This is a genomic window from Lactobacillus sp. HBUAS51381 (assembly GCF_012641095.1).
GTDB lineage: Bacteria > Bacillota > Bacilli > Lactobacillales > Lactobacillaceae > Levilactobacillus.
Genome location: NZ_JAAVSC010000016.1, coordinates 23,529 through 35,915, shown reverse-complemented (window position 1 = coordinate 35,915; position 12,387 = coordinate 23,529). Strand labels below are relative to the sequence as shown.

Genomic DNA, 12,387 nt, shown 5'->3' with positions numbered 1-12,387 from the left:
GGCTATTTCACTAAGTACACGTGGTCTTGAACCAGATCAATCTGGGTAAAGTGGCGGTTGAGATCGCGCGTGGCCTGATTTTCCAGCAGGTCGGCGTGGTTCCAGAATGCCTCGGAACCGGTGGCACCGTGGGGTTCGCCGATGACCACAAAGTCCACGTCCCGGTTGGCGGCACGAATCGCCTGTAGGAGTTCCCAGTCCAGCGGTAAGCCGTCCGGTGACCAGGACATGACGACCACGCCGACCTGGTCCTGGTATTTCTGCCAGGCGTCCACGGCCGCCAGGGATTCAATCTTGGTCAGGGGGTGCCGCCCCGTTTCGTTTTCAGTGGTCCAGGCCTGGCTATCCGTCGCGTAGACGGTCTTGTGGGCATCACGCAGGCCCTTGGAAATGTAGCCGTTCCCCGCCATGACTTCCAGCACGGCGCGGTCGCCCACGAATTTCGCGAGGTCCGCGACAAATGGGGCCGACGTGTAGGCCCACATCCCGTAGTGGTTTTCTAAATAATCACGGAATGATCGCAAGTCGTGGTCCAAGTCCGGCAGTGCCGCGGTTAGGTCATTCCAAAGCTTGTCGCCGGTGGCATCACCCGCCGGATACTGTTCGCCCAACTTCTTAAAGATCTGATCCTGAATATCATCGGGCAATTGCAGGAGGGGCACCTGTTGGGGGAGGTCGCCGGCCGCCAACATCCGGTCGGCCAGGAGGACGTTGCTGATGAGGATCTTAGCCGCCGGAATGGCGTTAAATTGGTGATAGTAGTCCGTCATCCGCGCAATGTAGGCGGTCTTTCGTTGCATTAAGGGTTGGTGACGAATCTTCTTTTTGAGCTGACGTAATTTCTTTGGGTTCACGGGAAAGGTCCTTTCTAGAGTGCGACGTTAAAGTGACGAAAAAGCCGACCGACAGACACCGGTCGACTCCTGACGTTTAGTGATCATCTAAGTGGAGATCCAATTCTTCTTGTTGATTCGTGTCCGGTGGTGTGACGCGGTTTTCCCGGCCATGGAGGTAGCCATCGATTAGCTGGTAAATCTCGTAGCGATCGCGGCCACTCAACAACTCGCGGTTGAAGCTGAGCTGTTTACCTGATAGGAACAATCGGCCCAGATCGTACTCGTCGCGTTCCGCTTTACCCGTCAGATAATCCATGGTGACATCAAAGTATTCCGCGAGCTTGCGAACCTCAATAAAGGAGGGGGTCCGAATACCGCGTTCCCAATTACCGAGTTGGGAAGCCGTATTGCCGTGGTCATCTGGCCCCACGGACTGTTGTTCGTTTAAGGCCTTGGCCAGTTGTCCCAATGTAATGTGTTGGCCGCGTCGTAAAGCGCGAAGTCGTTCAGGAAACATTCAACTCACCCGTTTCTTTCGATAGTCTTTACGCTCATTATACCACTTAGCGTTGCTTTTAATCGAAAGTTGATGATTTGACCAGAAGTTGAAACGTCTCTATGGACGATAAGGCGATATTGTCCGCCTTACCGTTCGCCAAATTTGGTCTGGAACGCGGTGGGGAGGACGGGAAAAGCCAAAGGGCTGTCTTTTCCCTCGCTTTGAGCCAAAAGTTCCTGTCTCAAAGTCGCCATTTTCGAGAGACGCACTCGAAACTCCCACGGCTGAGACCAAATTTGACTCACTCACGGCTACATGAGTTGTATCCAATTGAATTGGCCGAACGTTGCCATTCCAGCGATATCACCGCACGTTTAGTGGCTTTCAACCATCGTAACCAGCGGTCGCTGATGACTAACTTAATGGCGATAACCTTGTCAGCTGGGGACTGGAGCGTGTTTATAAACTTTCAAACTTTAGTTTGGCTATTTGACCAGTGAATCGGTGAGCCGCATGAATTCCGCTACGTCGCGTTTGATCAGGTTGACCCCGGCTAACCAGAAGTCCGGCTTGGTCAGATCGACGCCCAGATGCTTGCGGGCCAGGTCTTCCGTGGACATGTTGGCCGTGTCCCGCAGGAGGGCGATATAGCGGTCCTCGAAGTTGCCGGTCTGTTGGGCCTTGGCGTAGATACCGAGGCTGAAGAGGTAGCCAAAGACGTACGGGAAGTTGTAGAAGGACAGGTCGTCGATGTAGAAATGCAACTTGCTGGCCCACAGATGAGGCGAGTAGGTCGACAGGTCGTGGCCAAAGGCTTCCTTCTGGGCGTTGAGCATCAGTTCATTCAGCTCGGCTGGGGTGACCAACTTTTGCTGCCGTAACTGGTAGAAACGGGATTCAAAGAGGAAGCGGGTCCGAATGTTCAGGAACATAGCCACCGGGTTGTCCATCTTGGCGTTGAGCAGGGAAATCTTCTCGGCGGGGGTTTGGGCGGCCTTGACGTTGGCGTCCGCCACGATGAGTTCGCCAAAGGTCGAGGCCGTCTCCGCCACGTTCATCGCGTAGTCTTGGCGGAAATAGGGCAGGTCGCTCATGACACTCGAGTGGAAGGCGTGGCCCAGTTCGTGCGCCAGCGTGGACACGTCGTTGGGTGAGCCGGTAAAGGTCATGAAGATCCGCGCCTCATGGGTCTCCGGGGCACTTTCCATCCAGCCACCGGGCGCCTTACCCGCGCGGTCCTCGGCCTCGATCCAGTGGTTTTCGAAGGCGTGTTGGGCTAAGGCCGCCATCTTAGGGGAGAATTCACCGTAGTGTTTGATAATAAAGGCCGCCGCCTCGTCGTACGTAAAGTGGTGGAGCTGACTGCCCGGCAGGTTGAGCGGGGCCTCCACGTCTTGCCAGCCGGCGTGTTTCTTGCCCAGCAAGGCCGCCTTACGGTCGAGGTAGTCGAGCAAGAACTGCTTGTTGTCGTCCACGACTTGCCAGATGGTATTGAGCGTTTCCGCGCTTAACCGGTTATCCTTGAGCGGTTGCCGCAAGAAGTCGGTGGTACCGTGCGCGGCGTACTCGGTTAACCGAAAGCCCGCCAAGTGGTTCAGCGTGTCGGCAAAGAGCTGTTCCTTGTCCGCCCAGGCCTGTTCCCAAGCGGGTAAGAGCTCGGCACGGTACTGGGGATCGGCATTACCCAATAGGTTGTTGTCGGCTTGCCCGGCAGAAAGGGTGACGGGTTGGCCGTTGGCATCGTGGAAGGGCACGCTAACCGTTGCGACCAAAGAGTCATAGTGGGCGCTCCAAGCGGATTTACCGTCGAGGTCTAGCCGGCTAATCAGGGCTTCCGTTTTGTCGTCGAGCAATTCCTTGCCCTCATCACGCATCTCCCGCAGGTTAAAGGCCAGGGGCTGCAGGTCGGGTTGGGCCAGCATTGCCGTGAAATTGGCATTGGGCACCTGCACCAGGACCTTTTTCAGCTTGCCACTGACGTTCTCGGCTTCCGTCTCCAAATGACTGAGCCGCGCGTTGACCGGCGCCACCTCGGGATTGTTGATGTCGGCCGATCCCACGGCGGAGATGAACAAGCCGGCCTGACCAATCCCGGCTTCGATCGCCTGTAGCTGGTTGATGAGCTTGATAAATTGCTGATACTGCGGGGCATCGCTAGCCGCATCCCACCGATCCAACAGGTCACCGAGTGCCGCAATGGCCGTCTTGAGCTGTGCCAATTTTGCCTTTAACTGGGCGGAGTTAATCCCGCCGCTAAAGAGTGAATCCAGATCCCAATTCAATGAATACTTCATCCGAAAAGCCTCCTAAGTGTAGAAACGTTCTGGTCTTATCCCACCGGTCAGCCACTGATTGAGTGGGACGTGTCCCACCAGTTTTACGGCCCAATGACTGATTGCCGGGGACAGGTTGAGCCTATTATAGCAAACTTCTTATTCGTTGCGCTGGTCCCAAGAACTTCGTATACTAACACAAGAGAGAATTGGGAGGAAGCAATTGTGAGTAAACGTAAAAAATGGGGATTGATTACCCTAGGTGTGGTCGTCGTCTTAATCGCCGGCGGCTTGTTGGGGGCCAGTCTGTACTTCTACAATATGACGGTCGCTAGTGGCAAGAAGAGCTTTGTGGCCACCAGTACGGCACTTAAGAAGAGCGATCCGCTGTATCACCAGAAGAAATGGTATCGGGACGTGTCTAAGCAACATTGGACGGAGAAGGCCGCTGGAGCGAATTTAAAGCTCGTTGCGGACTACATCCCTGCCGCCAAGGCCACCAAGAAGACGGTGGTGTTGGTGCACGGCTTTGGGTCCAACAAGGAAGCCATGGGCGGTTACGTCGCGATGTTCCATCAACTGGGCTATAACGCGTTGATCCCCGACACCCGTGGTCAGGGTCAGAGTCAAGGCAAGGTGATTAGCTACGGCTATTACGAGAGCAAGGATTATCTGAAATGGGTCAACCAGGTCATCGCTAAGCAAGGCAAACAGTCCCAAGTGGTCTTGTTCGGCGTGTCCATGGGTGGGGCGACGACCATGATGACCAGTGGCCTGAAGACTCCGAGCCAGCTAAAGGCCTACATCGAAGACTGCGGCTACACCGATGCGCAGGCGGAGATTACGTATCAGGCCAAGCAGATGTACAACATTCCTTACTGGCCGTTGGTGCCGCTGACCAGTGCGGTGGCCAAGGCGAAGGCCGGCTTTCATTTTAAGGACGCAAATGCGGTGGCGGCCGTGAAGAAGAATCACAAGCCGATGCTGTTTATTCACGGTGGGGCCGATACCTTTGTGCCCACCCGGATGGTCTACCAGGTCTACCGGGCCGATGCCGGGCCAAAACAATTGTTGGTGGTTCCCGGGGCCAAGCACGCCGCGGCACTGTCCCACAGCCCGGCCCGCTACACGCGAAAGGTCAAGGCCTTCTTAGCCGAATACGTGCACTGAACTGGAGGAGATGACCCCGTATGGAACCCGTAGTCACCAAGCAATTTCGGCCGTTAACCGCGACTATCTTAGCCCTGGGCGCGACCCTCGTGATGGGGATCGTTGACGCCGATACCTTTCTTAAACACGGTGAGGCCTTCGTCAGCGCCCAGACGGGAAATCTGGTCGTGGGCGTGGTCAAACTGGTGACGGCTGGTTGGCAAGCAGCCTGGACCAATGGCTTCGTGTGGGTAGGGTACTTTATCGGCTGTTTGGTGGCCCAGGGATTGAGCGAACGTATGAGTCAGGGAAATCCACGGCGGCAGATGCGGTGGTTGATGGTGATTGATGTCGTGGCGTACGCGGCGATAGCCCTTTTCCAACAGGCCTTAGCCGATCCGTGGTTACTCTTCCTGTTGGGGATTGTCGCCGGGTATGAGCTGACGACCTTTCGGCAAGTGGGCGGTGTGGCCATCAATAATGGTGTCATGACGGGCAATACCAAGAACCTAGCGACCAGTTTTTACCGGGCGGTATTTGACCACGATCGGGTCGCACGTCACCGGTTTGTTCAGCTGATCAGCGTGCTGATCACCTTTCTGGCGGGATGTGCGTTGGGCGTATGGCTCGCCAATTTAGCGATACTTGACGTGCTCTGGGTGGTCTGTGGGTTCAAGCTACTGCTGCTCTGCTGGTTGTTCGTGCCGGCCGCGATGGAAAAACCAATTGTCTGAACGGTTGGGTTGTGGCCGTAAATAGCGTATAATTAACGAGATAAGTGACCAACCCACCCGAGACCTTCTCGGGACTGAAAACTAAGGAGCACAGCATATTGTTAATAACAGGACTAATTATCGGTCTGTTGTTGATCGGGCTGGTGCTCGGCTACCTCGTGAGACAACGACAGCACCGGACGGAATTATTGGCGGTTCAGGCCAAAGCCCGCGAGATTATTGCCCAGGCAACCGAGCAGACCAAGGAAAAGGTGGCACAACTCCACGAGAAGAGTCAACGTGCGACCCTGGCCTATCAACAATCCGTAGAAGACGAACTGACCGAACAACAGAATGATATTCAGGTAAGAGAACAGCGCCGACAGCAACGGGACAAGTTATTGGGCCAAATGACCGTGAGATTGGACGATCAGACAGCCATGTTGGATGAACGCAGTCAGGCCAACCGCGAGCAGCGGCAGGCCATTCATCTCCTGCACGATCAAGCGGGGGAACTTCGCGAGAAGCGCGAAGAGACCTTGGCCACACAGGCGGGGATGGATACGAAGACGGCACAGGATACTGTCGTTCAGGCGACCGAGCTTGATTTGAAACGGGATCGGGATGTCGAAGTCAAAGCCTTGAACGATAACGCGGAGGCCAGCGCTGAACGGTGGGCCAAGGATGTCGTCTTGTCCGCCACCGAGAGTGGCCCCCAAGATTTGCCTAAGGAACACCTGGAACACACCGTCACCGTCCCTAACGGCGAGATTCGCAGTAAGATTATTGGGCGCGAGGGTCAGCACATTCGACTCCTCGAGACGTTGACCGGGACCGATTTGATTTTTGTACCGGACGATAACACCACGCTGTTTATCAGTACGCACGATCCGATTCGCCGGGAAGTGGCCCGAGTGGCCCTGACGAACCTGGTGGCTAGTCGACGAATCTCGGCGACGCAGATTGAAACGCAGGTTGAAAATGCCCAACGCGACGTTAACCACAGTCTGTGGGAGACTGGGGAACAGACCGTGAGCCTGTTACACGTGGGCTGGATGCATCCCGATCTGATGAAACTCATTGGGCGCCTCAAGTACCGGACCAGTTATGGTCAAAACGTCCTGCTGCATTCGATCGAAGTGGCCCAGTTAACCGGAGCTATGGCGGCACGTTTGGGCTACAACACGCGGTTAGCACGGCGCGCCGGCCTGCTCCATGATTTGGGGAAAGCCATTGACCACGAAGTCGAAGGCACCCACGTGGAGATTGGGACGGAATTTGCGCAGAAATACGGTGAGGATGAAGTCGTCATCAACGCCATCGCGGCCCATCATGGGGATGTCGAGAAGACCTCACCGCTGTCGGATCTTGTGGCGGCGGCCGATGCCATTTCCGGTGCGCGGCCGGGTGCACGAAGCGAATCGGTTGAGGATTACATCAACCGCCTGCGCGCGCTGGAAAAGATTGCCAACGATCAAGAAGGCGTCTCGGAAAGCTATGCGATTCAGGCCGGCCGGGAACTGCGGATCATTGTGAGACCTCAGGAACTGGACGATCATGCGGCGGCCAACCTCACCCAAGAGGTGGCCCAACAGATCGAAGCGAAGTTGACCTATCCGGGTAAGATTAAGGTCACCACGATTCGCACGTCTACGGCGGTTGAATACGTGGGCGATGAGAAGAAAAAGAAGAAACACAAGAAGAAAAAAGCGGCGAACGCCTAAGCGCGTGCGGCGGTCAGACAGTCGGGTCTCAGCGGGAATTGCGCTGGGGCCGCGGCTGTTTTTTTGATTGGCGGTGATTTAACCGAAAAAAAGCCGTTATCACGAGTATCTCGTTTGAGAGATAACCGTGATAACGGCTTAACAACGTCAAAATTAGTCGGGATCGTAAACCACCGTGAAGTTCTTGTTCGCCGTGGCATCGATCGTGGGGTGTGCCTGAAGGTAGTCGGCAATGATTTCACTCATCGCGCCCTGACTTTCGGCCCGGATCTTATCGGCACTGTACATCGGATAGTGACCGCCGCCGACCGCCCGATACTGATTCAACGCGATCCGCAGATGCTGATCATCGGCAATGGGTTGACCGTGGTACGTGAGGTTTTCAATGCGGTGGCCCATGGGTTTCGCCACGTTGATGCGGTAGTCAATGCCTTCGTACATGTCGTAATTGTATTGGCGGCGTTTGGGATGAATGAAGGCGGGATTGACAATGATCTTGCCGTCCTGCGAACTGAAGTAACGCGCGGTGACTTCCAACGCGCCCTTTAAGTCCGCCCCCGTAATGTTTAAGAGGGATAACCCGTTGGGATAGACGTAGTTCGTCATGATGTTGCGCATGGTAATGGGGTTCTCAAAGCCCCGGGCCTCATCGTTAAAGAGGGCCGTGGCGGAAATATCCGCGCCCATCGTGGCCATTTGAACTTTTTGAATGAACTCAATGTAGGGAGTCTCGTCGATCCGCGCGGCAAAGGGATCGGTAAAGGTCATGTCCCCCTTGATGTGACCGAGCGGTTGGTCCAGCCAGTGGCCGACCTCGTGATTCAAGCCGTCCGCAGCTGCCAGCACCTTGGGATCGAGCGGCGCATCGGCGGCGGAGACCAGTTCGGAGGTGTGGTCAACCACGGTCACCTTTCCCGTGGCGTCACGTTCCAAGTCCAGCGTGATCTTCCCGATGGCTTGCCCCCGAAAGCCCGGCTGCGTGGTCGGAATATCAAAGACATCCGTGGCTAACTGGCGATGTTGGTGGCCGGTGACCAGGGCGTCGATGCCGGGAATGGCCTCTAGAATGTGGTAGGCTTCGTTTTCGCCCACGTGAATGTCATTGGGCTTGCCGGTCGTCAGATCGCGTTCAAAGCCGCCGTGATAGCACACCACGACGATGTCAGCTTGTTCGCGAATAATCGGCACGTATTTCTTGGCTGCTATGTAGGCTGATTCGAATTGGAGACCACTGATATTGGTGGCCTTTTCCCATTTATAGACGGCCTGGGTGGTGAGCCCCAAGACGCCAATCTTGATACCATCCTTTTCAATGATGCGGTAAGGTTGGCCGTATTCGGGCTCGCCATTGTTGTCTAAAATGTTCGCACACAGAATTGTTCGTTTGGCATCACGAATGGCGGCCTGTAGGTACTTCTGGCCGTAGTTAAACTCATGATTACCGAGGATGCCGCAGTCGTAGTCAATCTGATTGTAAATGGCCATCAGTGGCTGGGGATTGCGGTCGGGTTTGACCCGGGCCACGTAGTACGCCAGTGGTGATCCTTCCAAAAAATCACCGTTTTCAATGGTTACCACGGGGCCCTGGGCCTTCGCGGTAGCCTGTTCCTGAGCAATTACGGTGGCTGCACGGGCCAATCCGAAACCCAGGTGACTGCCCTTCTTCACGTAGTTCGTGGGAAAGACGTACCCGTGGGTATCGCTTGTGGATAAAATTGTCAGCTTCATTAGATCTCACCCTCCAATAACGTCTAACAGATTATTAGCGAACAGCCGCCAAATCTATAACGTGTTAAAGAAATTATAAGCTAGTTTGTTCCGAGTGTAAATTTACGATGGCAAATTCTCTGTAATTATGAGGGGTTTTCTCACAAAGCGGGGGTTAAGGGGATATGTAACCGATTTCTTTGAAGGAAATGTGGCAATGTGAATTTTTTTGGAGAGGAGATTTTCTCTCGCCAAGGGACTTGGGAAACATGCGGCCGCTGAAACGTGTTACGCCAGCCAGCTTCCTCCGCTTAGAAAAATAAGGTACTCCTGTCCGGCATAGGGTGTTGGTGGTCTTGTTGGTTTGGAGCGTTGGACTTTCTCTTGCCCGGAGACTTGGAAAATATGCGGCCGTTGAAACGTGTTCACCCAGGCAGGTCCCTGCGCTTAACCCGGCTAAGCACCGAGTCGGCTGTGGTGTCGTGTCGTTAGGATGGTTCGAAGCGTTGGACTTTCTCTCGCCCGGGGACTTGAGAAACATGCGGCTTCTGAAACGTGCTCCACAAGCCAGATTCTTGCGCTTAGAAAGTTAAGAGACTCCTGCCCGGCGAAGCCGAACAGAAGCCTCTTAACTCCCTAATGCTCAGAATCTAAACGGCTTGTTCCGCACTCTTATACAAAAAAACAGCAACCGAACCAAAATGTCCGCGTTGCTGCTTGAAGAAAAAACGTTTATTACGTTTGGAGTTTGGCCGATACCATAGCGGATCGACCGTAATTTTTACTTTGGAGGAGTAAAATTATCAACTTATTCGTTCGTAAATTCGTAAGTTATGTGGCTAACTATAACAGGTAATTGTGAAGAAAATATGACGGTGGTCGAGAAAGTTAGGCCGTTTCCGCAATTTCTTGGGTGTAGAGCATTTGATCAGTTGAGACTTGTTGGTAGAGTTCGTCCGCCAATTCAACGGGGATGGTGCCCGCCGTTCTCTGTTGGCGAATATACGTGTATTCGTATTGAAAGGCTTGGATAAATAATTCGTTTTGGTGGTCGCTGGACTTGGTCGATTCAAAGCGGCGATGCCGTGCGTTGTAGTAGTTCCGAACGGAGTTGACCTCCGCTTGGTTGTCGACCGTGGAGACTTTTGTCAGGAAGGCGATGACGTTGGCGTAAATGTCCTGCTCAATCTTCAAAAAGTTTTCCCGTTGGCGCGCACTTGCCCGGGGATCGCGGCGTTTAGACCGCTGAAGCTGGTGGTTTTCCTGTTGAATGCGCTGAGATTGTTGCTGAAGCTGTTCAGCGGTAGGATGGCCGGCTTGCAAGCGGCGCTGTTGTTCGGCGATACGCTTGTTCCGTCGGCGTTTGCGGCTCATCATGAACGTCAGTCGGTGCCAGAAGAAGCGGGCCCACAGCGTGAGATTCACAAATGGATTGTGACTGGTCATCTGCGACTTTAGGACCAGCATTCGGACGTAACGGTTGGCGTAACCGTTGGGAATAACGCCGTCGTCCGCGAGCTTTTGGACGGTCTGAACCTCAATTTGCGTGGCGTGGTTCAACAGGGCCCGCGTCTTCTTCTTGTCGGGACGGGCACCGGTGGCCTGGCTATTTAGAATTTCGATCACCGTCTGCGTGGCGACCGGATTATCCGGATTTTCCTGGACGAGTCGTTCGGAGGCGTAGGCCACGAGAGCCTTTCGCTGTTGTGCGACAACGGCTGGGTCCACGGCAACCTGTTTCTTGGGCAGGATGAAGGGAAGCACGAGTGTTGGCACCAGCAAACTCAGGATAATCACGATGGCGGCGACAAAAATCATGGTGTTCCGGTAGGGAAACGCGGTCCCGTGTAGGGTTAAGGGAAGCGAGAAGGCCATCGCAAGTGTAATCGTACCGTGAACCCCGGACAACGCGCCAATCAAGGCATTTTGGGGACGCTCGGCCTTTTTAGAACGAATCAGCGCCCAGTCCAGGCGAATCCAGAGGTAACGTAGCGCCAGCATGACCAGATATAAAATAACGGCTAAGAGAATAAAACTGGTTAATGATTTATTATGATCATGTTGAATATTTACCCACACGGTGGGGAGCGAGACGCCGAGTAGAACGAAGACGAAGCCGTTTAAAATATTGGTGAAGATACCCCACGTGGAGCGCGAGACCAACTGGAGTTGCGTACTGGATAGGCGCAGCTGATTGGTCGAGGCGCTGTAGATTAGGCCAGCGGCGACGACGGCCAGAATCCCGGACAGCTCTAAGTGTTCGGCGGCGAGGTAGATTAAGAAGGGAACCATAATATCAAATGGCACGATGACACTGGAAGAATCCTTGCCGCTTTGAACCAGATAGACCCGAATCATCACGGCGGCAATGCCCAGAACCAGGCCAATCAGAAGGCCACCGAGAAAGACCACGAAGAAGTGTTTGATCCCAGCCCCTACGGAGAAGTGGCCGGTGGTAAATGCGGCCAGCGCAAGGTTGAAGGCGACCAAACCGGAGGCATCGTTGAAGAGGGATTCGCGTTCCAACATGCCCATGACCCGTTCTGGGACCGCCATATTGCTGGTGATGGAAGAGACGGCGACCGCGTCTGTTGGCGTGACGATGGCGGCCAAAGCAAAGGTGAGCGCCAGCGGAATGCCAGCTAAGACGGCGTGACTGAGATAACCCATGCCGATGACGGTCAGGACGGCCAGAATCACTGCCATGGAGACGATTGACCCCACGTTTTGACGGAGTTCGTGAGCGTTGGCGTTTTGACCATCGTAGAACATCAGGGGAGCAATGATGATGAGCATGAACATCTCGGGTTCCAGGATGAAGTGGTGGTACATGGGAACCAGTGAGAGCAGCGCCCCCATGAAGATTTGGTAAAAGGCCTTGGGGATGACGGGAAAGTAGGGATAAATCGTATTGGCGACGATGGTCGCTAAGATCAGTAAGATGATGGCATAAAAGGCGAGCACGACAAAATTCCTCCAGAGTAATAAGATGTCCCTATTTTACGCCACTCCGTTCAAAAAGGGCGGTAGAAATAATCGGCAAAATAAAAAACTAGCCAGTTTAGTGCGTTTGGGTAAGCGCTTTTATGAAGGGGTTCATTCCAATAAATGAATAATTAAACGAACTAGGTGAATATTAATACATATTAGGCAAAAAGAGACGCCTGGCGCGTTCTTTTGGGGGTGATTGGCCGTCAATTGGGGATAGTTACGTCACTGTTCAAACTTTGTGGTGGGCTAGATAACGGTAATTACGGCAATATTAACCATTTATCACAAGACGATTTCGGTCGTTAAAAATAGTTGGTGAGCCCAACCAACCCACTTAAAAATGTGGCACCTGATTTAGAAAGTTTCCAAAAAGGGTTGATTATTCATTCAATTGTGGTAACATATAAGTTGGTTCTACTAGATAGTTCAGTGAAATGTTCGGGGGGAACCAAGATAAGTCAGTTGTTTTTTCTATCGTTACTCAATCCAACGATA

8 protein-coding genes are annotated in these 12,387 nt (G+C 53.8%); 3 read left to right on the top strand and 5 right to left on the bottom strand.

Going from position 1 to position 12,387, the window contains the following annotated elements:
* Positions 1–2: 2 nt before the first annotated feature.
* The 3 genes from HEQ50_RS07000 to HEQ50_RS06990 all read right to left on the bottom strand — a co-directional run bounded on the left by HEQ50_RS07000 (position 3) and on the right by HEQ50_RS06990 (position 3,629).
* A complete protein-coding gene (locus HEQ50_RS07000) occupies positions 3–854 on the bottom strand; it encodes an SAM-dependent methyltransferase (RefSeq protein WP_168899805.1) in 852 nt (283 codons plus the stop codon).
* 76 nt (positions 855–930) lie between these two features.
* On the bottom strand, positions 931–1,353 hold the full coding sequence (locus HEQ50_RS06995; RefSeq protein ID WP_168899804.1) for a helix-turn-helix domain-containing protein: 423 nt from the start codon (positions 1,351–1,353) through the stop codon (positions 931–933).
* Between the two features lie 467 nt (positions 1,354–1,820).
* A complete protein-coding gene (locus HEQ50_RS06990) occupies positions 1,821–3,629 on the bottom strand; it encodes a M3 family oligoendopeptidase (protein WP_168899803.1) in 1,809 nt (602 codons plus the stop codon).
* A 204-nt stretch (positions 3,630–3,833) separates the two neighbouring features.
* Between HEQ50_RS06990 and HEQ50_RS06985 the strand changes: the two genes are divergently transcribed.
* From HEQ50_RS06985 to rny, 3 genes are all read left to right on the top strand, one after another.
* Complete coding sequence (locus tag HEQ50_RS06985) at positions 3,834–4,778, top strand: alpha/beta hydrolase (protein WP_168899802.1); 945 nt, start codon at positions 3,834–3,836, stop codon at positions 4,776–4,778.
* Between the two features lie 20 nt (positions 4,779–4,798).
* A complete protein-coding gene (locus HEQ50_RS06980; RefSeq protein ID WP_168899801.1) occupies positions 4,799–5,491 on the top strand; it encodes a YoaK family protein in 693 nt (230 codons plus the stop codon).
* 98 nt (positions 5,492–5,589) lie between these two features.
* Positions 5,590–7,194 (top strand): ribonuclease Y, encoded by a 1,605-nt coding sequence (gene rny / locus HEQ50_RS06975; protein WP_168899800.1) that lies wholly within the window; start codon positions 5,590–5,592, stop codon positions 7,192–7,194.
* Between the two features lie 153 nt (positions 7,195–7,347).
* Here the strand turns inward: rny and HEQ50_RS06970 are convergent, their stop codons facing one another.
* Positions 7,348–8,922 (bottom strand): bifunctional UDP-sugar hydrolase/5'-nucleotidase, encoded by a 1,575-nt coding sequence (locus HEQ50_RS06970; RefSeq protein WP_168899799.1) that lies wholly within the window; start codon positions 8,920–8,922, stop codon positions 7,348–7,350.
* Between the two features lie 867 nt (positions 8,923–9,789).
* Positions 9,790–11,865: a sodium:proton antiporter gene (locus HEQ50_RS06965; protein WP_168899798.1), complete on the bottom strand. Its 2,076-nt coding sequence runs from the start codon at positions 11,863–11,865 to the stop codon at positions 9,790–9,792.
* Positions 11,866–12,387: the final 522 nt, after the last annotated feature.